15 protein-coding genes are annotated in these 21,128 nt (G+C 65.6%); 4 read left to right on the top strand and 11 right to left on the bottom strand.

The features are described 5' to 3' along the window. Positions 1 to 207: 207 nt before the first annotated feature. From tyrS to BLT96_RS01935, 3 genes are all read right to left on the bottom strand, one after another. Positions 208 to 1,425, bottom strand: a complete 1,218-nt coding sequence (tyrS, locus tag BLT96_RS01945) for a tyrosine--tRNA ligase (RefSeq protein WP_090861382.1) — start codon at positions 1,423 to 1,425, stop codon at positions 208 to 210. A 122-nt stretch (positions 1,426 to 1,547) separates the two neighbouring features. Continuing rightward, entirely contained in the window at positions 1,548 to 1,844 is a 297-nt protein-coding gene (locus BLT96_RS01940; protein WP_090861381.1) for a type II toxin-antitoxin system RelE/ParE family toxin, read from the bottom strand. A 2-nt stretch (positions 1,845 to 1,846) separates the two neighbouring features. After that, positions 1,847 to 2,116, bottom strand: coding sequence for a type II toxin-antitoxin system RelB/DinJ family antitoxin (locus BLT96_RS01935; RefSeq protein ID WP_090861380.1), 270 nt, complete (start codon positions 2,114 to 2,116; stop codon positions 1,847 to 1,849). 216 nt (positions 2,117 to 2,332) lie between these two features. On the opposite strand from BLT96_RS01935, the gene BLT96_RS01930 reads away from it, so the two are divergent. Next, positions 2,333 to 4,507 carry a transglycosylase domain-containing protein gene (locus BLT96_RS01930; RefSeq protein WP_090861379.1) on the top strand — a complete coding sequence of 725 codons (2,175 nt, stop codon included), beginning with the start codon at positions 2,333 to 2,335 and terminating at the stop codon, positions 4,505 to 4,507. A gap of 213 nt (positions 4,508 to 4,720) precedes the next feature. On the opposite strand, the gene BLT96_RS01925 is transcribed toward BLT96_RS01930, so the two are convergent. Continuing rightward, entirely contained in the window at positions 4,721 to 5,158 is a 438-nt protein-coding gene (locus tag BLT96_RS01925) for an arginine repressor (protein WP_090861378.1), read from the bottom strand. Between the two features lie 337 nt (positions 5,159 to 5,495). Between BLT96_RS01925 and BLT96_RS01920 the strand changes: the two genes are divergently transcribed. After that, positions 5,496 to 6,665 (top strand): cysteine peptidase family C39 domain-containing protein, encoded by a 1,170-nt coding sequence (locus BLT96_RS01920; protein WP_157692102.1) that lies wholly within the window; start codon positions 5,496 to 5,498, stop codon positions 6,663 to 6,665. 90 nt (positions 6,666 to 6,755) lie between these two features. Here BLT96_RS01920 and BLT96_RS01915 read toward each other — a convergent pair whose 3' ends face one another. Continuing rightward, positions 6,756 to 8,480: a phospho-sugar mutase gene (locus tag BLT96_RS01915; RefSeq protein ID WP_090861376.1), complete on the bottom strand. Its 1,725-nt coding sequence runs from the start codon at positions 8,478 to 8,480 to the stop codon at positions 6,756 to 6,758. 285 nt (positions 8,481 to 8,765) lie between these two features. Between BLT96_RS01915 and rlmKL the strand changes: the two genes are divergently transcribed. Continuing rightward, complete coding sequence (rlmKL, locus tag BLT96_RS01910; RefSeq protein ID WP_090861375.1) at positions 8,766 to 11,135, top strand: bifunctional 23S rRNA (guanine(2069)-N(7))-methyltransferase RlmK/23S rRNA (guanine(2445)-N(2))-methyltransferase RlmL; 2,370 nt, start codon at positions 8,766 to 8,768, stop codon at positions 11,133 to 11,135. A gap of 92 nt (positions 11,136 to 11,227) precedes the next feature. On the opposite strand, the gene BLT96_RS01905 is transcribed toward rlmKL, so the two are convergent. Beyond that, complete coding sequence (locus BLT96_RS01905) at positions 11,228 to 12,757, bottom strand: S10 family peptidase (protein ID WP_090861374.1); 1,530 nt, start codon at positions 12,755 to 12,757, stop codon at positions 11,228 to 11,230. Positions 12,758 to 13,129: 372 nt separating this feature from the next. Between BLT96_RS01905 and BLT96_RS01900 the strand changes: the two genes are divergently transcribed. Continuing rightward, the gene (locus BLT96_RS01900; RefSeq protein ID WP_090861373.1) at positions 13,130 to 15,409 is read left to right on the top strand and encodes a KUP/HAK/KT family potassium transporter; all 2,280 of its coding nucleotides are present in this window, start codon (positions 13,130 to 13,132) and stop codon (positions 15,407 to 15,409) included. Between the two features lie 172 nt (positions 15,410 to 15,581). On the opposite strand, the gene BLT96_RS01895 is transcribed toward BLT96_RS01900, so the two are convergent. From BLT96_RS01895 to BLT96_RS01875, 5 genes are all read right to left on the bottom strand, one after another. Beyond that, a complete protein-coding gene (locus BLT96_RS01895) occupies positions 15,582 to 16,472 on the bottom strand; it encodes an HAD family hydrolase (protein ID WP_090861372.1) in 891 nt (296 codons plus the stop codon). Beyond that, positions 16,472 to 17,938 (bottom strand): citrate synthase, encoded by a 1,467-nt coding sequence (locus BLT96_RS01890; RefSeq protein WP_245719298.1) that lies wholly within the window; start codon positions 17,936 to 17,938, stop codon positions 16,472 to 16,474. The genes BLT96_RS01895 and BLT96_RS01890 overlap by 1 nt, the downstream gene beginning before the upstream one ends. A 65-nt stretch (positions 17,939 to 18,003) precedes the next feature. Continuing rightward, positions 18,004 to 18,300 carry an ACT domain-containing protein gene (locus tag BLT96_RS01885; protein ID WP_090861371.1) on the bottom strand — a complete coding sequence of 99 codons (297 nt, stop codon included), beginning with the start codon at positions 18,298 to 18,300 and terminating at the stop codon, positions 18,004 to 18,006. Between the two features lie 196 nt (positions 18,301 to 18,496). Beyond that, positions 18,497 to 18,994, bottom strand: coding sequence for a CarD family transcriptional regulator (locus BLT96_RS01880; RefSeq protein WP_090861370.1), 498 nt, complete (start codon positions 18,992 to 18,994; stop codon positions 18,497 to 18,499). A 132-nt stretch (positions 18,995 to 19,126) separates the two neighbouring features. Beyond that, positions 19,127 to 21,106 carry a subtype A tannase gene (locus BLT96_RS01875; protein ID WP_090861369.1) on the bottom strand — a complete coding sequence of 660 codons (1,980 nt, stop codon included), beginning with the start codon at positions 21,104 to 21,106 and terminating at the stop codon, positions 19,127 to 19,129. Between the last annotated feature and the right edge of the window lie 22 nt (positions 21,107 to 21,128).

Genomic DNA, 21,128 nt, shown 5'->3' with positions numbered 1-21,128 from the left:
CAGCACGAAATACCCCGCTTTCTAGTAAGCGTGCCCACCCAACTTGATGGAGACCAGAGCGAAGCTCTTATACGCATTTCAAAGCTGCAATACCATACCCACACTTACCTGGGTGTGGGAGTGTATGGGAAAGGCTCCACGTCAATCTTGGACATGGAGCCATCATTTACCGCCAGTAATGGAGTCGCTTCTTGATGTGGTGAATAGCTACACCAGCCTCGCCCAGCGGCGCTTGCCAGACTGCAGCACGCAGCCGGCGTGCAGCAGCTCCGGGTCCACGTTGTAGCACTTGGCGGCAACGGGCTCGCCGTCGATCTTCACGCCGCCGCCGTCGATCAGGCGGCGCCCCTCGCCCGCGGACTTCGCGATGCCCACCTCGGCCAGAAGCTTCGCCAGGTACACCTTGCCGTCCTCGTTCGTCACGGCAAGGCTCACGGGATACTCCGCCACGTCGTCCGGGATCTGGTTCTTCTTGAACGTCGCGTCGAACGCGGCCTGGGCCTCGTCGCCGGCGCCCGCACCGTGGTACAGGTCCACGATGTTGCGGGCCAGCTGGCGCTTCAGCGCGTACGGGTCCGCCGATCCGTCCGCGTACGCGGCGTCGATCTTGTCGACCTCCGCCACGGGCAGCGTGGAGCACAGGCGGAAGTACATGGGCACCAGCTCGTCCTTGATGGACATGAGCTTGCCAAACATGTCGTTCGCCTCGTCGGTCAGGCCAACGTAGTTGCCGTAGCTCTTCGACATCTTCTTCTGGCCGTCAAGGCCCACCAGAAGCGGCATCGTCAGCGCCACCTGGGGCTCCATGCCCATGTCGCGCATAAGGTCGCGGCCGGCCAGCAGGTTGAAGATCTGGTCGTTGCCGCCCATCTCGAGGTCGGCCTCGATCATGACGGAGTCGTACGCCTGCAGCACGGGATAGATGAACTCGTGCAGGGCGATGGACTGGCCGTTGGTGTAGCGGTTGTGGAAGTCCTCGCGCTCCAGGATGCGGGCCACGTTGAACTTGCTCATCAGGCCCAGCATCTTGTCCAGGGTCATCGGCTTGATCCAGTCGCCGTTGTGCACCACCTTCGTGCGCGAGGGGTCCAGGATCTTCATCGCCTGCGCCACATAGGTCTCCGCGTTGGCCTCGACCTGCTCCTCCGTCAGCGGCGGGCGGGTGCTGTCGCGGCCGGACGGGTCGCCGATGAGCGCGGTGCCGTTGCCGATGATGAGCGTCACGTTGTGCCCCAGGTCCTGGAACTGGCGCATCTTGCGCAGCGGCACGGCGTGTCCCAGGTGCAGGTCCGGGCTCGTGGGGTCCACGCCCAGCTTTATGTTGAGGGGCGTGCCCTTCTCGAGCTTCTTCTTGAGCTCGTCCAGGGGCACCACCTGCATGGTGCCGGAAAGAATTACCTTGAGCTGTTCGTCAACGGATAGCAATTTGGTCCCTCCTAGAGACGACGGCAGCACCCTCGACGATCGGGCGAGAAGAGCCGGCCATCGGTGCTTAGACATATACGGCATAGGATAGCGCAGTCTCGCTCGCCGCGCGCAGCTCTTTCTTAGCGGAACAGCTCGTCATGACTCCCCGTGCGCTGCATCAAGGCAATCCCTTCAAACGTCCGCCAAATAAGAAGCCAATCTCCGGCATTGCAGACATGGCACTCACTACTTCCTGACCATCCTCCAGCAAGAGAGTGCATTCTGTGCCTTCTTTTCAGTTCTGCCAATGACTCTGGGGAGTTCTCAATTATGAGTTCAATCACTTCTTCAAGTGGCGCATCGTCGACATGCCTTTTGTCAAGCTTCTTTAGGTCGCGTTTGAAGGTTGGGGTGAACTGTGCTTTGAGACGCGCCATGTCTACGCCCTTGCAGCGTCCAGAAGCGCGCGTGCGCTCCCATAGGACTCGCCGGTACCTCCCGCCGCCTCAATCTCATCGGCCTCCCGGATTGAGCGGAGGCTCTCGGCGTTAGGCTCCCTATTGCCAAAGTCGAGGGGGATGCTGTTTGTCCTGGCCATCTGCTTCCAGAATGCGCGGGTGACAGAGGATAGGTCAAGGCCGTAGTATTCGGCCACGGCAGCAGCCGCAGCCTTGTCACGCTCGTCGCAGCGAATTGTCATCGTAGTCATGTTAGACTCCTATTGTACATGCGCTGAATGTATGTTGTAGCACTTATACCACAACCGAGACGTTCTCATTCGATTGCAAGGAAATCGCGAGCTCGAGGGCCGCCCCCGCTGCCTGTTTGCCTTTTTGTTCTTCTCGCCTAGATTGGGCGCCATGGGAGTTTCTACGTTGACACCCTTATAATCTAAGCGTCTGTACCGATTTCCCGGGAGGGTTATATGAGCATTCGCACTCGCAGGGCTCACAGGCACGCGAGCACCCATGCGGTGGGTTTTGGCGTTGCGGGTTTCTTTGGCTTTCTGGCGCTTCTTACCCTGGCGCTCTTCATGTCGCTCGGCGGCGTCGTGAGCAACTGGCTCCAGGACCTGCCCGACTACACCTCGGCCAAGGCGTACCTCGTGTCCGAGCCGACGACGGTGTACGCATCCGACGGCTCCGTGATCGCGGAGTACTACATCCAGAACCGCCGCAGCGTCGATTCGAGCCAGATCTCGGACTACGCCCTGAAGGCGATCGTCGACACGGAGGACGTCCGCTTCTATCAGCACCACGGCGTCGACCCGCAGGGCATTCTGCGCGCGGTCGCCGTGCAGCTGGGCGGCGGCTCCGAGGGCGCCTCCACCATCACCCAGCAGCTGGTGAGAAACACGGTCCTCTCGGACGAGCAGTTTGACATGACGCTCAAGCGCAAGGTGCGCGAGGCGTACATCGCCATCCAGATGGAGAAGATGTTCACGAAGAAGCAGATCCTGAACATGTACCTCAACACGATCTACTTCGGCCACAGCGCGTACGGCATAGAGGCCGCCTCCATCACCTACTTCAACAAGCACGCGAAGGACCTCACCCTCGCCGAGGCGGCGACGCTGTGCGGACTTCCGCAGTCGCCGTCCGTGTACGACCCCCTGAAGAACCCGACGGCCGCGAAGAAGCGCCGCAACATAGTTCTTAACCGCATGTACGCCGCAGGCGACATCACCAAGAAGCAGTGCGAGGACGCCAAGAAGGAGGAGCTGGTCACGAACCAGGGCACCATGGAGGATGCCGAGGGCAAGTACCCGTACTTCACGGACTACGTCAAGACGCTCCTGCTGAAGGACTTCGACCAGGACACCGTCATGCAGGGCGGGCTGAAGGTCTACACCACCATCGACCCCACCGTGCAGGAGGCGGCGCAGGACAGCGTCCGCAAGAACCTCGACAGCATCGGCAACGACCAGCTGCAGGCGGCGCTCGTGGCGATCGACCCCTCCACGGGCTACATCAAGGCCATGGTCGGCGGCCGCGACTACGAGTCCAACAAGTTCAACCTCGCCACGCAGGCCGAACGCCAGCCGGGCTCGAGCTTCAAGACGTACACGCTGTGCGCCGCCCTGAACGCCGGCATGAACCCGCAGATATACATCAACTGCAACTCCCCGCTGCAGGCCTCCCCCACCTGGAAGGTCAACAACTTCGGCCACACGAGCTATGGCACCATCACCCTCGCGAAGGCGTTCGCGCTTTCCTCCAACACGGGCTTCGTGCAGGTGATCCAGGCGGTCGGCGCGGACAAGGTCTCGCAGATGGCCACGGACATGGGCGTCGACGTTGACATCCCGGCGTACGACTCCATCACGCTCGGCACCATCGGCATCCCCGTGATCCAGATGGCGGAGGGCTACTCCACGATCGCCTCCGGCGGCTACCACCGCGATGCCGTGGCCATCACCAAGATCGAGGACCGCAACGGCAACGTGGTGTACAAGCACAAGGACAAGCCCAAGCAGGTGTTCTCCACCGCCGTGGCGGACGCGGCCATCGACGTGATGAAGGGCGTCACCCAGGCGGGCGGCACCGCGAGCGTCATCAGCCAGACCCTCAAGGTCGACCAGCCGGTCGCCGGCAAGACCGGCACGACCGAGAACGCGCGCGACCTGTGGTACTGCGGCATCACCCCGCAGCTCTCCGTCGCGGTCTGGTGCGGCTACACCACTGAGGGCACCGTCATGGTGCACGGCGCGTCCGGTCACCCGTACAACACGACGGTCCCCATCTACGTCGACTTCATCAACTCCGCGCTGTCCGGCGTGGCGAGGGCGGAGTTCCCGAAGGCGGACGGCACCGCCACGTACAAGCCAAACAGCTCGTGGAAGTTCACGGCGACGAAGTACGTGTCCGAGGAGACGAACCGCTACCGCAGCTACACGAACACCCAGACCGAAAACACGAACGGCTACACCGACACCACTAACCCGACCACGACGAACTCGACCCAGAACTACGGCACGAACACCACCGGCACCACGACGGGCACGACCACGCAGGAGACCGGGGCAGGCGCAGGTGCCGCGGGCACGGGTGGAACGGAGGCTCCGGCCGGCGGCGAGGCCGCAGGCGACGGGACGCGCTAACGCGGGGCCAAGCCATAGCCGGCTCGACCGGCACCAGGTTGCACGCAAGGGCCAGTCGCCACCACGGCGGCTGGCCCTTCTCCCTTGGGCGCGGCGCGCGTGGCGCGCATGCGAAGGCGGGCGCGGTTGTTAGCGGCAATAAAAAGCGCCCGGGCGAGAAGCGCAGGCTCCCTGCCCGGGCGTCACACGTTGGACGCGGCATGTGCGGCGACGCTACTTCTTTGCGTCGCGCAGCTTGTTGACGAGGTTCACGAGGTCCATCGCGGCCTCGTCGCTTCCGGAGACCACGAGCACGGTGTCGTTGCCGGCGACGGAGCCTTTGACCTCAGGCAGCGACGCCGCGTCGACGGCGGCCGCCACGCCGGGGGCCGTGCCCGGCTGCGACTTTATCACGACGAGGTTGTCGGCGCGGTCGACGCTCATCACGAACTCGGAAACCATGCGCTGGAGGTGGAGGTCCTCCGCCAGGACGTAGATGCCCTCGCTGAGCTTGCGCAGGCCCATGTCCGCGATGTCGCGCGAGACGGTCGCCTGCGTGCAGTTGAAGCCGATGGCCTGAAGCTCGTCAACAAGGGCGCGCTGCGTCCTGATGGACTTGCCACGGACGATGTCCCTGATGGCGTCCTGCCTGTTGTTGCGTCTCTTTACCATGTGCCGGCCTCCATAGTGTCAACTCGCATAAATGAGGCTGAATTTGAACGGCCCATTTTGCGCTCTTCTGCATCAAGTTAAAATACTAGTAGAACCATGTCAACTATCATGTATAAAATCGCACGCATCTCGCAAATACAAGCTTAACATGCGGATTAGCGCGCCATGCCGACCCCGCGTGTGGTTCCGCGAACGGCAACCATCTACGACGCCGACGCGCCCTGCCACCCCCGTTCCCCATTTTCGGGCATACGACGGCAGGTATGTGCAATATGATGGGTCATAGTCTGCGTGTTGTATGCGGATTGGCGTAAGTATGCATCTGGAAGGGTTCGCCATGCCATATAGCTACAATGATCGCCCCAGGGGCTCCGTTTCGGGACAGTCACGCTCCTCGCAGGGCCGCCCCTCCGGCAATCGGCGCCAAGGTACCGCGCACGTGCGCGACGCGCAGCGCCGCGAGAGCAGGACCCCCTACCGCAGCAACAGGAACTACCGCACCATCAGCGGCCACGACGCCGGCCTGAACGTGCACAACAACTCGCGCATCGGCTTCGACCGCAGCAACTTCAGGGGCTCGCGGCGGCGCGGCGGCCTGCTCACGCGACTCGGCCTGAGCAACAGGGGCCTCGCGGTGCTGCTGGCAGGCCTCGTCCTTCTCATCCTGCTGATCTTCGGCATCAGCAGCTGCGTCACGAGCTGCAACAGCTCCAGCAAGCAGACGAAGTCCGCGCAGAAGGAGGTCAACTCCTACGACGCCAGGGTCGCGGCCGGCGTGTCCGAGTCGCTCACGAAGCAGTTCACTCCCGTGCTCGACCAGAACAAGAAGCTCTCCTGGATCGCAGCGCACGCGGACGAGTATGCGGACGCGCGCCTGTGCGAGCTGGCGCTTCGCGAGGACGGCGCTGTCGACTTCGTGGCCGGCCTCCCGAAGGCGAAGTCGACGGCGAAGAAGTACGGCGACGGCAACGAGAAGGGCTCGTACCCGCTGCTGTACGACTGGGACACCCGCTGGGGCTACGTGAAGTACGCGGACGGCGTGATGGGCGTGACGGGCTCCGGCCCGACGTCGCTCTCCATGGCATACATGGGGCTCACGGGAAAGACGGACCAGACGCCGAACGCACTTGCGGAGCTCTCCACGGAGGGCAAGTACACTGACAAGGGCTCCGGCACGAAGAAGGAGTTCTTCACGAAGGTGGGCGCCAAGGTCGGCCTGACCGTGAAGGAGTACACGCCTTCCGCGGACAACCTGTCGATCGTCCTTTCGAACGGCGTCGCGATCGTGCAGCTGAACGCGAACTTCACGACCCCGTACGCGCACTGGGCGCTTGTGATCAAGACGAACGACGACGGGTCCGTCACCATGTACGACCCGGACAGCACCTCCGCGAGCGGCCACACGTGGGCTGCGGGGACCATCGCGAAGAACTCCTCCACCCTGCTGAGCGTGACCGCCGCCTCGGGCGACACGGCCTCCGCCTCCGACGGCTCGTCGTCCCAATAGCGCCGCCCGACCGCGCGAACTCGCACGCGAGAAGTGCCCCGCCCGGACCTCCGAGCGGGGCACTGTGGTGCGGGATAGGCCGTCGGTCCGCTATGCCAGGATCTTCTTGGAGGCCTCGTCAAGCTTGGCGCGGATGGCCTCGGCGTCTGCGCGCGTCGCGCCCTTTGCGAACAGGTACGCCTTGACCTTGGGCTCGGTGCCGGACGGACGGAAGATGACCTTGTTGTCGCCCTCGAGGCGGTACTCGATCACGTTCGCGGCGGGCAGGTGCTGCGGAGCCTCCTTCTGCAGGCCAGAGACGCGCGGCATCTCGGGGCCAGTCGCGAAGTCGGTCATGCCGACGACCTTGTAGCCCGCAATCTCCGTCAGCGGCTTCTCGCGCAGGCTGGTCATGATCTCGGCCATGCGCTTGGCGCCGGCCTCGCCCGGGAACTGCGCGTTCACCGTGCCGTTGAGGTAGTAGCCGTACTTCTTGTACAGCTCCTCCATGGCCTCGTAGAGGTCCATGCCGCGCTCGGCGTAGTACGCGGCCATCTCGACGCACATCTCGACGGCGACGATGGCGTCCTTGTCGCGGGCGTGCGTGCCGACGAGGTAGCCGTAGGACTCCTCGAAGCCCATGAGGAAGCGGTCCTCCTCGCCCTCGTCCTTCAGCTGGTCGATCTGGTCGCCGATGTACTTGAAGCCAGTGAGCACGCGGCGCATCTCGAAGCCGTGGTCACGCGCAAGCGCGTCGGGCATGACGGAGGAGACGATCGTGGAGACGGCGACCTTCGCCTTCGGGTCCTCGCCGCGCTGCTCCGCCATCTTGATGAGCCAGTCCATCAGCAGGACGCCCATCTCGTTTCCGGAGAGAAGGACATACTCGCCGTTGTGGGGAATCGCCGTGCCCATGCGGTCCGCGTCCGGGTCCGTGGCGACGACGAGGTTCGGCTTCACCTTGTCGGCGAGGTCGAGGGCCAGCTGCAGCGCCTCGCGGAACTCGGGGTTCGGGTACTTGCACGTCGGGAAGTTGCCGTCCGGGTCCTTCTGCTCGGGAACCACCTCGACGTCGTTCACGCCGATCTCCTTCAGGATGCGGGTCACGCACTCCATGCCGGTGCCGTTGAGCGGCGTGTACACGACCTTGTAGCCCTCCGGAGCCTTGAAGCCGGGGACGGAGACCTTCTTGACGGCCTCGATGAACGCATCGAGGACCTCTTCCGGCGTCCACTCGATGAGGCCCTTCTGCAGGCCCTCCTCGAAGTCCATCATCTTGGCGCCGCCAAAGACCGGCGTCTTCTCGATGGACGCGGAGATCTCGTCCGCGGCCTCGTTCGCGATCTGGCCGCCGTTGTCGTTGTAGACCTTATAGCCGTTGTACTGCGCGGGGTTGTGCGAGGCCGTGAGGACGATGCCCGCGGAGGTGTGCAGGTAGCGGACGGCGAACGAAAGCGTGGGGACCGGCTCGATGCGCGGATAGACGTACACGTGGATGCCGTTGGCGGCAAGGACGCCCGCCGCGACCCTCTGGAAGTCCTCGCCCTTCAGGCGCGAGTCGCGCGCAAGCGCGATGGAGGGGTTCTCGTAGTGGGCGTTCAAGTAGTCGGCCACGCCCTGCGTCGCCTGCGCGACGACGTAGACGTTCATGCGATTCGTGCCGACACCGAGCGTGCCGCGAAGGCCAGCCGTGCCGAAGGCGAGGTCGCGATAGAAGGCGTCGTTCAGCGCTTCCTCGTCGCCCGAGGAGATGAGCTCGTCAAGCTCTGCCTTGAGGTCTGGCTCCGTGACGTTTTCCTTCCAAAGCTGAACCCTGGACTCGGTTTCCTTATCCATGAGAGATCTCCTCGCTCTTCTCGCTCGGGAGGGCACAGTGCCCACCCGATTCCTACACATTCCTAAGAAGATGATAACCGTATCCACGGCCGCGTTTCCGGACGAGCGACAAACGCGCCCTCAGCGGCGGACGGCGGTCGCGGCGCGGTCGGGCCCACGCGCGGAGGGACGCTCCAACGCGCCAGACGTGTGTCGAGTTGCTGGTGGCCGCGTTTTACGCCCGCGGCGACGCCGAGCACGCATACCATTTCTAGTACTTCCGACCACGGGCGAAAGGTGTCCCGCATGACCGAATCACGCATTGTTCCGGAGGGTGCCGCAGGCGCCCTCGAGTTCTTCGCAACGTGCCCCAAGGGCTTCGAGCCCCTCCTGGCAGACGAGCTAGCCTCCCTTGGCGCCAGGCACGTGCGCGCGCTCAGAGGCCAGGTTGGCTTTGGCTCCGCGCTCGAGGACGCGTACCGCGCCTGCCTGTGGTCGCGCCTCGCCTCGCGCGTGGTGCTCGTGCTCGACCGCATCGGCGCCGCGGACTCCGACTCGCTGTACCAGGGCATGGCGGAGCTTCCGTGGGAGGACCACGTGCTGGCGGGTGCTACGGTCGCCGTCGAGGCGCACGGCACGAACGCCCAGCTCCGTAACACGCAGTTCGTGGCAGTACGCGCGAAGGACGCGATCGTGGACAGGATTGCCGCCCGCCGGGGAGCGCGCCCCATGGTGGACGTCGAGCACCCGGACGTCTCCGTCGTGGTGAGGGTCTCGCGCGAGCGCGCGACCGTCGGCATCGACCTCACGGGCACCCCGCTCTTCAGGCGCGGCTACGAGGCCGCCCGCTCGGACCGCACCCCCATAGCTCCGCTTCGCCCGGACTACGCCGCGGCGCTTCTGGCCGCCGGCGGATGGTTCCGCTCCGTGCGGCACGACTCCCCCGCGCTGGCCTGTGTCTTCAGCGGCGCCGGCAGCGTCGTGGTCGAGGCGGCCTCCCAGGCGCTCGACCGCGCCCCGGGGCTTTTGCGCACGCGCTGGGGCTTTGCGGGCTGGGGCGGCCACGACGCCGACGCGTGGGACGCCGTCCTCGCACAGGCGCGCCAGCGGGCAGAGGCCGCCCGCGACAGGAAGCCCCTCCTCGTGGCCACGGACACCCGCCCCGGCGCCGAGGCCTCTGCCAGGCGCGCCCTCAGGGCGGCCGGTATGGACGTAGACCTGACGTTCTGCGCGGCGGAAGACGTATCCGCGGCGCTCGCCGGTCACACGGACGCGCTCGCGGTGGAGGACCTCTCGTGGGTCTCGCCGGACGAGGTCGCCACGCAGGCCGCCGCGCTCGCGAAGTGCGCGGCCGCGGCCCAGGGGCTGCCGGCGGAGGCCACCGTGGTCACGCTCTCGCGCGACGGCGCCATAGACGCGGCCCTTGGCGCCGAGCCCGCCGAGAAGGTCGAGGTCATCGTTGGCCAGAGCGACGCGGCCATCAGCCGCTTTGCGGCCGCGGCCCTGCCGGCCGAACGCGAGTGCGTCGAGGTCACGGTCCCGGGCGGCAGGCAGGTCAGGGTGCCCGTGCTCGTGGGCGCAAGCGAGCAGTTCGCCCGCCGCCTCGCGAAGGTCGCCCGGCTCCGCCGCAAGTGGGCGCAGCGCGAGGACGTCAGCTGCTACCGCGTGTACGATTCCGACCTGCCGGACTACGCCGTCAGCATCGACCTGTGGGAGGGCTCGGAGCTCGTGCCAAGCAGGCGCGGGCGCGGCCGCTGGCTGCAGGTGTACGAGTACGCCGCCCCCAGGTCCGTCGACCCCACGCTCGCGCGCAGGCGCCTGCTGGACGTGCTGGCCATAGCCCCCCTCGTGCTGGGCGTCGCGCCGCAGGACGTGTTCGTGCGCGTGCGCACCCACGGCAAGGGCGGCTCGCAGTACGCGGACGAGGTCGCGGCCCCGCGCCGTGACACGCACGGCGATGCCCGCGGCAGGGGTGCCGCCGGGCGCAGGGGCGCCGCCGCGAGGGAGGGATTCGTTCCTCTCCCCCGTGGGGCCCACCTGGTTGACGAGGGCGGCCTCACGTTCGAGGTCAACTTTGGCATGCGCCTGGACTGCGGGCTCTTCCTGGACCACCGCAACGCCCGCTCGCTCGTGCGCGAGATGATGAAGCGCACTCAGGGGTCGAAGCGCTTCCTGAACCTGTTCGCCTACACCGGCACCGCCACGTGCTACGCGGCGGACGGCGGCGCCAAGCACACCACCACGGTGGACATGAGCCGGCCGTCCTTGGACTGGGCACGGCGCAACATGGAGCGCAACGGCTTCGTCAGCACGTCGCGTCCGCCTGAGCACGAGTACGTGCAGGCGGACGTCATCGCGTGGGTGCAGGAGCAGCGCCACACCAAGAACCGCTGGGACCTCGTGTTCTGCGACGTGCCCACGTTCTCCAACTCCTCGCGCATGCGCGGCTCGTGGGACGTCCAGCGCGATCACGCGGAGCTCATCATCGGCGTGTCGCGCCTGCTCACCAGGAACGGCTCGGCCATCTTCAGCTGCAACCTGCGCGGCTTCAAGCCGGACGTGCAGAAGCTCGCGCGCGCCGGCGTCACGCTGGAGGACGTCACGGCCGAGTCCATCCCAGAGGACTTCTCGCGCAACGCGAAGGTGCACCACTGCTACATCGTGAGGCGCGCGTAGCGCACGCAAAAAAGGCGCGGTCGCCATCGTGACGACCGCGCGCATTCCCGGGGCTGGCCCTCCTGCACCCACGGGCCGGACCTCACCCGTCCCTATCGCTTGTTGTAGAACGCCTCCATGTCCGCGCTCATCTGGCGTAGCGTCGGCTCGTCCACGTAGGCCATGTGGCCGCAGCCGTAGCGATGCCACTCCAGGCGCTCCTTCAGCGCGTCGCCCAAAAACTGCGCGCTCATGTCGTGCATCACGTTCCAGTACGGCGTCGCCGCGTCGTAGCGGCCGCCCAGGATTGCCACCTTCATGCGCGGGTTGCGGCGCATCGCCGTAGCGATGTCCGTCGCCACGTTCGGGCAGCCCGTCGAATCCATCTTGCCCGGCTCGCGGTGGCTCCAGTTCCAGTTCACACCCACCTGCTCGTAGTTGCTCGAGATGTAGCGTGCCGGCGCCTTGTAGCCCAGCTCGCGGTGGAGGAAGTCCCTAAACGCCATCGTCCAGCTGGACTCCACGGCATCGTCGGCCGCGTCCTCGCCGGCAAACCACTCGCTCGACGTCTGCAGCGAGGACGGCGCCTCGGACGAGAAGCGCGTGTCGAGCCGGCCGCAGACCCTGCCGTCGTCCGCAAGCACGCCTCGGCGGAAGTCGTCCAGCGTCACGCGCAGGTGGTTGCGGCGGATGTGCTCGGCGGGGAGCCCGATGAGCTCGGCGTAGCGCCACGCGATGTCCGCCTCCTTCTCGGGGTCCAGCCTGTCGCCCTTCAGCAGCGCGGGCGCCAGCACGTCGTCCGTAAACTCCAGTGCCCGGTCAAACCACTTGTCCGCGCCCTCGCCGGCGCCAACCTTGCCAAAGTAGTGGGCCGTGGCGGCGTACGTCGGCGTCATGCCCAGGTGGTACAGGTCCTCGCCCTCGAGGGTCTGCACCCAGTCGAATATGGCGGAAAGCATCGTGACGCCGGCGACCTTCACGTCCCTCTCGCCCAGAAGGCGCATCAGCACGGCGTTGCGCACCGTGCCGTACGACTCGCCAAACAGGTAGACGGGGCTCGTCCAGCGGCCGTTCTCCTCCAGCCACGTCGTGATGGCACGACAGAACGCGTCCGCATCGCCGTCCACGCCAAACACCTTGCTCGTGTCGGCATCGGCCGCCAGGCTCGAGAACCCGGTGCCCAGCGCGTCAAGAAACACAAGGTCGGACTCGCGCAGCAGCGTGTACGGGTTGTCCTCCACCTCGATGGGGTACGCCAGGTGGCTCACGCCATCCGTCCTCACGCGGCGCGGGCCCATGCCGCCAAAGTTGATTGGCACGCTCGCGCAGCCGGGGCCGCCGTTGTAGCAGAAGGTCACGGGGCGAGAAGGACTCGCGCTGCCGTCCTCGCCCAGCGCAACGTAGGTGAGGCTGAACATCTTGCCCACGAGCCTGCCGGTGTCGGAGCGCACGTCCAGGTGCGCGGCCGTGCAGGAGTACTCGATCTTCTCGCCCGCGGTCTCGTTGGAGCCGTGCCACGTCAGGCGTGCCGTCGCGGGCTCCGGGCACGTGCTCGCCTCATCGGCGGGGACGGACATGAACGCCTCCGCCACCTTCGACCTCGCCTGCTTGGGGGCCGCCTCGTTTTGGCTCTCCTCTGCCATGCTCGCATTCCCTTCGTCGTGGCCGGCGCGTGGCCAGCCGGGTGTCGTCTACGCAGACAAGTCTATCCCGCGGGCGCCCTCGTGCACGAACGCCCGTCCGCGCGCCATAAAAAGAACCACGGGCCGGACGGTGGCAAGGCGTCGGGCAGAGGGCAAAGCTTCCACACACACGTGCATGCAGATGGACGATTCATTCACCGCATGCTCGCCGCGACCTTAGAATTGCCTGCAGTGTTAACATTATCGCATGTATGTCGTTTGCGACGCTATGCGCCACGTCCGGCGGATGCATGCCGTCGTGTGCAGCGCCATGGGCACGGTCCGGCGGACGCACGCCGTCGCAAGCGGAGGTCACATCGATATAGGAGCACTATGTCTAACACGAAGCTGCCGGCAACGCCAAAGGGTGTAACCACCAAGCGGCGCAGGTACAACGGCATCCCGCTGTCCGCGGGCATGATCCTCGTCGCACTGGGCGTCGTCTACGGCGACATCGGCACCAGCCCCATGTACACGCTCAAGGCGATCATGGCGGACAACGGCGGTCTCACCACCATGGGTCAGGACACGGTCCTGGGCGCGCTCTCGCTCATCATCTGGACGCTCACGCTCATCACCACCGTCAAGTACGTCCTCGTCGCCATGAAGGCCGACAACCATAACGAGGGTGGCATCTTCGCGCTGTACTCCCTCGTCCGCCGCTGCGGAAAGTGGCTCATCTTCCCCGCCATGATCGGTGGCGCCGCCCTCCTCGCGGACGGCATCCTCACGCCGGCGGTCACCGTCACCACCGCGATCGAAGGCCTGCGCACCATCGACACGTTCTACGCCATCATCGGCACCAACCAGAACATCGTCGTGGCCATCACCATCATCATCCTGTGCGTGCTGTTTGCCGTGCAGCGCGCCGGCACCTCCGCCATCGGCAAGGCGTTCGGTCCCATCATGACCGTCTGGTTCCTGTTCCTCGGCATCACCGGCCTGCTGAACGTCGGCCTCGACCTCGACGTCTTCCGCGCGTTCAACCCGCTGCGCGGCATCCGCTTCCTGTTCGACGGCTCCATCAACGCCGCCGGCCTCATGGTCCTTGGCAACGTCTTCCTGTGCACCACCGGCGCGGAGGCCCTCTACTCTGACATGGGCCACGTCGGCAAGCCCAACATCTACGCGACCTGGCCGTTCGTGAAGCTCTGCCTCATCCTCAACTACCTGGGGCAGGGTGCCTGGATCCTCGCAAACAAGGGCAATGCGGCACTCGCGGCCACGCCCGACCTCAACCCGTTCTTCCAGATCGTGCCGGAGAACCTCCGCTTCGCAGAGGTCGTCCTCTCCGCACTCGCCTCCATCATCGCCTCGCAGGCGCTCATCACCGGCTCCTACTCCATCGTGAGCGAGGCCATCCACCTCAACCTCATGCCGCACATGAAGATCAACTTCCCCTCGCAGACGAAGGGCCAGATCTACATCCCCATGGTCAACACCATCATGTGGGTGGCGTGCGTGTTCGTCGTGCTGCTGTTCCGCAGCTCTAGCCACATGGAGGCCGCCTACGGCCTGGCTATCACGGTCACCATGCTCATGACCACGGTCCTTCTCTACACCTACATCTCCAAGCTGTGGCACAGGCGCGGGCTTGCCGTTGTCTTCGCGCTGTTCTTCGGCGCGATCGAGCTCACGTTCTTCTTCTCCTCGCTCACGAAGTTCTTCCACGGCGGCTACTTCACCGTCCTCATGGCGACGCTCATCTTCATCGTCATGTACGTGTGGCGCCGCGGCACCGCGATCGAGCACACCCAGTCCGTGTACCTGCCCGTCAACAAGTACATCGACCAGCTCCGCTCCCTTCGCAACGACGACGACTACCCCATCATCGCGGACAACCTCGTCTTCCTCACCAACGACTCCTCACCTGACAAGCTGGACCGCGACATCCTCTACTCCATCCTGGACAAGCGCCCCAAGCGCGCCCGCGCATACTACTTCCTGAACGTCATGGTCACGGACGAGCCGAACACGCACGAGTTCATCGTGAACAACTACGGCACGGACTTCCTGTTCAAGGTCCAGCTGCGCCTGGGCTTCCGCGTTAACCAGCGCGTGAACACCTACCTGTACCAGATCGTCGCCGACCTCGTGAACTCCGGCCAGCTCGCCCCGCAGGAGCACCGCTACTCCATCTACCGCGAGCACTCCAACGTGGGCGACTTCCGCTTCTGCCTCATCCGCAAGGTCCTCACGCCCGAGACGGAGATCTCCGGCTTCAACCGCCGCGTGATGGAGCTCAAGTACATGATCCGCCACGTCTGCGGCTCGCCCGCGCGCTGGTACGGCCTGGAGAACTCCTCCATCATCTTCGAGTACGTCCCCCTGTTCGCCCGCACGAAGCGCCAGCACAAGCTCACGCGCGTCTCCTTGGACAGCACGGCCGCGGCGCCCGCCCCTGGCAACTCCGGCGCCATGAGGCGCGTCGAGGCCCCCTTGCAGGAGCCCGAGGACGACGACATCTTCGCGGACAAGATGAAGGGCGACACCGTGGCGAACGCCGTGGAAGTCGAGTCCTCCGTCATCGGCGGCGACACCGCAAGCTTCCGCCCCCTCAGAGTCGACGAGGAGGACGCCGACGAGGAGGACGCGCCGGGCGAGAATAGCTAGCCCTCGCGCCCCACGCCGCATCCCATGAGGAAGGTCCCTCGGCACCGCCGGGGGACCTTCTCCTTTACGCGCCTTTACGTCCGCGCGCATGCGCGCCATATCTGGCGTCCTGACTTCCTGCGCATGGCACGCAGCCCGCTCGCGGCATGCGCCCCGCCCACGGCGAGCCACCCTACAGCAGCGGCTCCAGGTAGCGCGCCACCGCAGACTCGTCACACGTCCACTGTGCCACGTGCGCCGCGGCAGCCTTGGCCTCCGGGTACGCGTTCGCCACGGCCACGCCGTCCCCCACCGCCGCCAGCATCGAGAGGTCGTTCGGAGAGTCACCAAACCCCACAGACTGCGCCCGCGGGATGCCCAGGCGATCGCACAGCCAGCGGACGGCCGCGCCCTTGGACGTGTCGGCGTCCATCACCTCGAGGTTGCGCGCACTGGAATACGTGTAGTGCAGAGTTGGATCTTCCGCCACGGCCTCGATGGCACGAGCGCGCACGTCGTCTTCCCCCGTGAAGATCGTGATGCGCTCCACGTTGGGAAGGCTTTGCAAGAGCCGTGGCGTCGACATGTCCATCGGCGTGCGATAGCGCAGGTACATGTCGCGGTCATACGGCGGGATGTCGAAGCCACGCATGAGCTCGAAGCGTCGGCGCGACACGTAGATCTTGCCGTCCCAGAACGCGTCGAACGTCACGGGAAGCTCCCCCACGCGCTCGTACAACGCAAGCGCGCGCTCGCGGCCCAAGGCGCTCAGGTGCAGGCGCCGCGGGTTGTTTACGTCACGCACGTCCATCACCACGGCGCCGTCGCTCGCGACCGCGTAGCGCGTCGCCGCATGAGCCAGCACCTGCCCTGCCACGGCCGACCACACACGGCCGGTGCACGGCACGAACGGTACGCCCTTCTCGCCCATGAGGTCGAGAAGGGCAAGGTTGCCAGCTGGAACCGTCTTGTCGGTCGCAAGGAACGTGTCGTCCATGTCCGCGAACACGATGGATACGGGCGCGTGGGCATCCGCCGCGGGCACAGCGCGCCCGGCGCCGCGCCCGCGTTCGGGGGCGGGCATCACCTGCGCTCCGCAAGCGGCACGTACGTCTGCGCCTGCATGTAGGAGTTGTATGCGGGGCGTATGATGCGCGCCGGTCCATAGAGCTCCTCCATGCGGTGCGCCGCCCAGCCGCTCATGCGCGCGATGGCGAATATGGGAGTGAAGAGGTCCTTCGGAATGCCGAGCATGTGGTAGACGAAGCCCGTGTACAGGTCGATGTTCGCGCACAGCGGCTTCTCTATGCCGCGCACGTCACGCATGACCTCAGGCGCAAGGCGCTCTATCCGCTCTATGAGCTCGAACTTCTCGGCGTCTGCCGTGCCTCTCTTGCGTGCGAGCTCGCGGGCGTAGCCCTTCACGATCTGTGCGCGAGGGTCGCTCTTTGTATAGACCGCGTGTCCGATGCCATAGATCAGTCCCTTGCCGTCAAACGCCTTGCCCGCAAGCACGCGCGTGAGGTAGTTGACCACCTGGTCGTCGGACGACCAGTCCTTGATGTGCTCCGCGGCGTCGTCCACCATCTCGCCGGCCTTCGCGTTCGCGCCGCCGTGACGGGGGCCCTTGAGCGAGCCGAGCGCGCCCGCGTACGCGGAGTACGCGTCGGTGCCGGAGGACGACAGGACCCTGCACGTGAACGTGGAGTTGTTGCCGCCGCCGTGCTCCGCGTGGAGCATGAGCATCACGTCGAGCATCATGGCCTCGTCGCGGGTGAAGCCCTCGTCGCCTCGCAGCACGTCCAGGATCGTCTCGGCCATCGAGAAGTCCTCGCGCGCGGGCGGCACCGTGGGCACGACGCCCGTGCGGGCGCCCACGTACGCCTGGTGTGCGATGGAGGCCACGCGCGGCCAGCGGCCAAGCATGGAAAGCGCCACGTCCACCTCGTGCACGGGGCTCGTGTCGTCCGGATTGTTGTCAAAAGCGTACAGAAGCAGCGTTGCACGCTGCAGCACGTTCATGATGGAGGGGCTGAACGTGGTGCGCGGGAAGATTCGCAGGTAGCCCTCGGGCAGCTGACGGCGGCTGCCAATGCGGGCGCGGAAGTCGTCCAGCTGCGCCTGGGTGGGCAGCTGGCCCGTGAGCAGCAGGTACGAGACCTCCTCGTAGCCAAAGCGCCCCTCGCGCTGCGCCGCCGATACAAGCTCCGCCGCGTCATAGCCGCGATACGTCAGGCGCCCCTCGTCTGGGACGACGCCCTCGGCCGTCTTGTTGTAGCCATGCACGTTAGAGATGGTGGTGAGGCCCACCAGCACGCCAGAGCCGTCCGCGTTGCGCAGGCCGCGCTTCACGTCGTAGCGGGAGTACAGCTCGACCGGCACCACGTCCACGTTGCAGCCACCCTCGTACAGCAGGTCCGAGACCTCCGGCCTGCCAAGCCCGACGGACGGCATGGGGTACCGGTCGACGATGTGCTCGAACGCGGAGGTGTTTTCAGGCGTGAGGTAGTGCCGCGGCCTTTCGACCAGCGGATCGTACGCATAAGACATTGCGTCTCCTTAGAACGTGCCGTCGTGGGCGCGCGCCGGCAAAGGCCGCTGCGCTTCTCCCCTGCCTACAGGCGGTACATGAAGTTGAAGACCTCTTCGCGCTGCATGGTGATCTGGACGCCGATCTCCTTCGACAGCGAGTCCAGCTGCTGCTGCAGCTTCGAGAACTCGACGTCGGACGGGCCCAGGTCCACGAGCATGGTCATCGTGAACGTGCCCTGCAGGATGGTCTGCGATATGTCCAGAATGTTCGCGTCGTGCTGCGACAGGGCCGTCGCCACGGCGGCAACGATGCCCGAGCGGTCGCTGCCCAGGACGGTGATGATCGCGCGGTTCTTGGAGTCTTCGTTCGTGATTGCCATTCGTCCCCAATCGGTGTGTCACGGCCGACGGGCGGTCGTGCGGCGATAGTTGCAACCATTGTATCCAAGGGACGCGGCGGCCATACCTGCCGCACCGGCATTGAGCCCATTTCGAAACGTGGGCGCGGCGCGCGGCCCGGCATGGCAGCGCGTACCAGCTGCCATGCCCAGGTGCCGGGGAGAAGAACGAGGCGCCCTAGTTGTTGCGGGCGTCCTCCTCGCTTGCCTTCAGCAGCTGCACCACGTCGTCCTCGGAGACGCCCATGGCGACCGCCAGCTCCTGCAGGGAGCGTTCGCTCGCCTGCTTGAAGATGCGCTCGTAGGCAACGGGAGGTCGCTTGTTGGACGCCTTGACCTGCTCGATGCGGGTGCGGAACGTCTTCGCGATGCGCACGGCGTCCCTGCAGCTGCCACGACGCAGCTCCGTCTTGAAGCGCTCCTCCTCCAGCGCGTTGCTGCGGGAGGAAAGCTCCTCCAGCGGGAGCTCCGTGTACTCGCCTATGATCTGCTCCGCCTGCCTGCGACCGATGACGGGACGAAGCCGCCCCTCGCTGGCCACCGGGAAGCTGATGCGCATGGGATGGCGCCCGCCAACGGGCATGAGCATGTACGTAGCCTGCGGCTCGTCCTCGATGGCCTCCACCTTGCAGACGCCTTGTCCCGGATGAACTACATACTGGCCGACTTTGTACATGTGGCATGCTCCTCTCGCACAATATGCTACTTACTTTAACACATTAGCGAAAAAAATGCCACCAAACCGGCAATATGTCTTGCGCATGCCCTACAAGTAGTGTAGTTTAGTGCGTTTCTCAATGTAAGTCGGCTACTTGCAGCAGTCTGTAACCCAGCTTACAAAGTTCTCCTGCGCGTCGCCAGACGCCTCCGCAAGCTCGAAGCCCCTGCCCCACACGGGCGTGAACGCCACGTCCTTCACCCCGTCATACGCGCCGAGCGCAACCGCCAGGTTCACATCCGCGGTCAGCGCCGTCGCGGACTGGAACAGCCCCGTGTTGATGCGCCAGTGCGGCGCGACCTCGCACGAGCCAAACCCGGCATAGTGGCCGCTCAGGGCGTACAGCGGGTTCATCGCGTTCACGCGGCTCTGCATGTCCGTCTTAAGCGAGTCCAGCTTCACGATGTCCTGCGCCCAGTCACTCACCAGGTCGTCCTTCCAGCCCTTCAGATCGGCGTACTTGTCCGCGTTGTCGCCCAGAAGGGTCGCCACCGTCTCGTCGAAGTGCAGGCTCGACTCGTCGTCCACGCCAAACAGCTGGTTAGACGTGGTGGAGCGGTCCAGCGCGTCAAACGCGCACACGCCTTTCTGAGCGGGACGGCAATGCTTCACGAAGTCCCACATGCTCGTGATGGTCACGCTGGCGGCGCTCGGGCTGTACGTGATCCACCGGTCGTCCCCGTTCAGCGCGCTCACGTAGCTCTCGGCGTCGTTGTACACCGTGGACTGCACCACGGCGACGCCACTCGCCGCGGATGCCGCCCCCGCGCCGGCGTCATCGCCCGACTTCGCCGCAGCGGAGCCATCCGCCGCGGCAGCTCCCGCCGGCGAGGACGACGCGCCAGAAGCCGCGGCCACGCCGTCGGCCGCCGCGTCCGCGTCCTTCTCGCCCGCGCCCGACGCGTCCTCCACCGCGCCGGTCATCACGTCGATCTCGACCGCGCTGTCCGAGTTTATGTTGGGGTCGCCGGGAAACGCCGGGTCCACCAGGCGCCCGGGCGTGTAGGTATAGGGAAAGCTCGTGGTCGAGAAGAACTTCTCCGCGGACCCCTCGATCGTCTGGAGCATGTAGTCGTAGTACGTGCCGGAAAGGTAGCTACCATCCTGCACGGGCTCCAGCCTCAGGGCCTTGTCGTCCGCGCCGGTGAGGCCGAGCTCGTTCACGAGCTTGCCGTACGCGGTCGCGAGGTCGTCGGAAAGCGCCTTGGTCCACTGGCCGTCCGCGCGGGCGCCGTCCTCCGCAAACTGCCCCATCATCCATTCGTAGCCGCTGTCGGCCGTGTCGTACGACGTGATGGGGCACCACGACGCCGAGCCAAACACCCGGTCGGATATAGACTTGCCGTCCGCATCGTGCATGGCCGCACCTATCTTGGAGAGGTACGGCGTGAAGATGCCACAGTCGCCCAGGGCGCCCAGGCACGCGGACACGCCGCCACCCGCACCGTAGCCAAACACGAACAGGCGCTTTGCGTTGCACGGCAGGCTCCCGGCGTTGTAGCGCAGGTAGCGCACCGCAGCCTTCAGGTCCACCACCGGCCACGGCGCGCCGCCGGAGTACTGTTCGCTCGAGTCGCTCACGTAGCCGCCGGAACGTCCGCGGAACCCCGCGTACACGTACACGAGGCCCTTCTTCAGATACGTCCCCAGCCCATCGTACGAGTACGCCGTCGGGCAGCTCTGCGCGGAAAGGCGCGCGGAGTTGATGGGCATGACCACAGGTGCGGTCTTCGGCGTGAACGAGCCCACCCTTGCGTCCGGCGCGATCTTACAGCGATAGGTGCTCCCGCTCTTCTCGCCCTTGAAGTAGGCGCCCGGGACGTATATCGCAAGCGACTCGTAGCTGCCGGCCGCCGGGTCCGTGCAGTACGGAAGGCCCAGCTGGTAGTAGCAGTCGTTCGTCTCGTCGTAGTTCCAGGCGGAGTCATCGATCGCGAGCTTCTTGTACTCGTTCGGGTTGACCTTCACGTCCTCCGGCTTGTCAGACTTCCCGTTGCCCCTGCAGGCGGCAAGCCCCATGGCCGATGCCGCCCCCGCAAGCGCGAGGAAGCCCCTTCTGCTCATGTCCATTCGCAACTCAGCTCCCCGTGGG

This window comes from Parafannyhessea umbonata, assembly GCF_900105025.1.
GTDB lineage: Bacteria > Actinomycetota > Coriobacteriia > Coriobacteriales > Atopobiaceae > Parafannyhessea > Parafannyhessea umbonata.
Note: the sequence above shows the minus strand (reverse complement) of the source record. Positions and strands in the feature narration are given on the sequence as shown.

What these genes read in the sequence shown, in the direction of transcription:
- BLT96_RS01915 (WP_090861376.1), bottom strand. Translation starts at nt 8,480, where the DNA reads ATGGATAAGGAAACCGAGTCCAGGGTTCAGCTTTGGAAGGAAAACGTC.
- rlmKL (WP_090861375.1), top strand. Translation starts at nt 8,766, where the DNA reads ATGACCGAATCACGCATTGTTCCGGAGGGTGCCGCAGGCGCCCTCGAG.
- BLT96_RS01905 (WP_090861374.1), bottom strand. Translation starts at nt 12,757, where the DNA reads ATGGCAGAGGAGAGCCAAAACGAGGCGGCCCCCAAGCAGGCGAGGTCG.
- BLT96_RS01895 (WP_090861372.1), bottom strand. Translation starts at nt 16,472, where the DNA reads ATGCCCGCCCCCGAACGCGGGCGCGGCGCCGGGCGCGCTGTGCCCGCG.
- BLT96_RS01875 (WP_090861369.1), bottom strand. Translation starts at nt 21,106, where the DNA reads ATGGACATGAGCAGAAGGGGCTTCCTCGCGCTTGCGGGGGCGGCATCG.
- BLT96_RS01940 (WP_090861381.1), bottom strand. Translation starts at nt 1,844, where the DNA reads ATGGCGCGTCTCAAAGCACAGTTCACCCCAACCTTCAAACGCGACCTA.
- BLT96_RS01900 (WP_090861373.1), top strand. Translation starts at nt 13,130, where the DNA reads ATGTCTAACACGAAGCTGCCGGCAACGCCAAAGGGTGTAACCACCAAG.
- BLT96_RS01890 (WP_245719298.1), bottom strand. Translation starts at nt 17,938, where the DNA reads ATGTCTTATGCGTACGATCCGCTGGTCGAAAGGCCGCGGCACTACCTC.
- BLT96_RS01930 (WP_090861379.1), top strand. Translation starts at nt 2,333, where the DNA reads ATGAGCATTCGCACTCGCAGGGCTCACAGGCACGCGAGCACCCATGCG.
- BLT96_RS01880 (WP_090861370.1), bottom strand. Translation starts at nt 18,994, where the DNA reads ATGTACAAAGTCGGCCAGTATGTAGTTCATCCGGGACAAGGCGTCTGC.
- BLT96_RS01920 (WP_157692102.1), top strand. Translation starts at nt 5,496, where the DNA reads ATGCCATATAGCTACAATGATCGCCCCAGGGGCTCCGTTTCGGGACAG.
- BLT96_RS01925 (WP_090861378.1), bottom strand. Translation starts at nt 5,158, where the DNA reads ATGGTAAAGAGACGCAACAACAGGCAGGACGCCATCAGGGACATCGTC.
- BLT96_RS01935 (WP_090861380.1), bottom strand. Translation starts at nt 2,116, where the DNA reads ATGACTACGATGACAATTCGCTGCGACGAGCGTGACAAGGCTGCGGCT.
- BLT96_RS01885 (WP_090861371.1), bottom strand. Translation starts at nt 18,300, where the DNA reads ATGGCAATCACGAACGAAGACTCCAAGAACCGCGCGATCATCACCGTC.